This is a genomic window from Streptococcus mitis, from assembly GCF_001074635.1.
GTDB classification, from domain to species: domain Bacteria; phylum Bacillota; class Bacilli; order Lactobacillales; family Streptococcaceae; genus Streptococcus; species Streptococcus mitis_E.
This window is the reverse complement of the sequence record NZ_JUQO01000066.1, coordinates 1-221: the sequence shown is the minus strand read 5'-3', so window position 1 is coordinate 221 and position 221 is coordinate 1. Positions and strand designations below refer to the sequence as shown.

The following is a 221-nucleotide window of genomic DNA, read 5'->3' as shown; positions in this document are numbered from 1 at the left end:
ATGTACAAGGTAAAAAACAAGTATCAAGAATTGTGTTGGATACAGTAGAAACAGGAGCTGATAAAGATCAAACTGTTAACTTTAACAAAGGAACTGAACAAGGTCCTAATAGAGAACAAGTTAACCTTAACCCTGATACATTAACTTTATTAAATGATGCAGGAGACGAAGTTTCTACTCTTACAACAAGTGATGGAGAATATGTTTTAGATAAAGCAAGT

At 32.6% G+C, this 221-nt stretch carries 1 protein-coding gene; it reads left to right on the top strand.

What is annotated here, in order from left to right:
• A partial coding sequence (locus tag ADI58_RS11270) for a hypothetical protein (protein WP_049521353.1) occupies window positions 1-221 on the top strand: 221 nt, incomplete at both ends.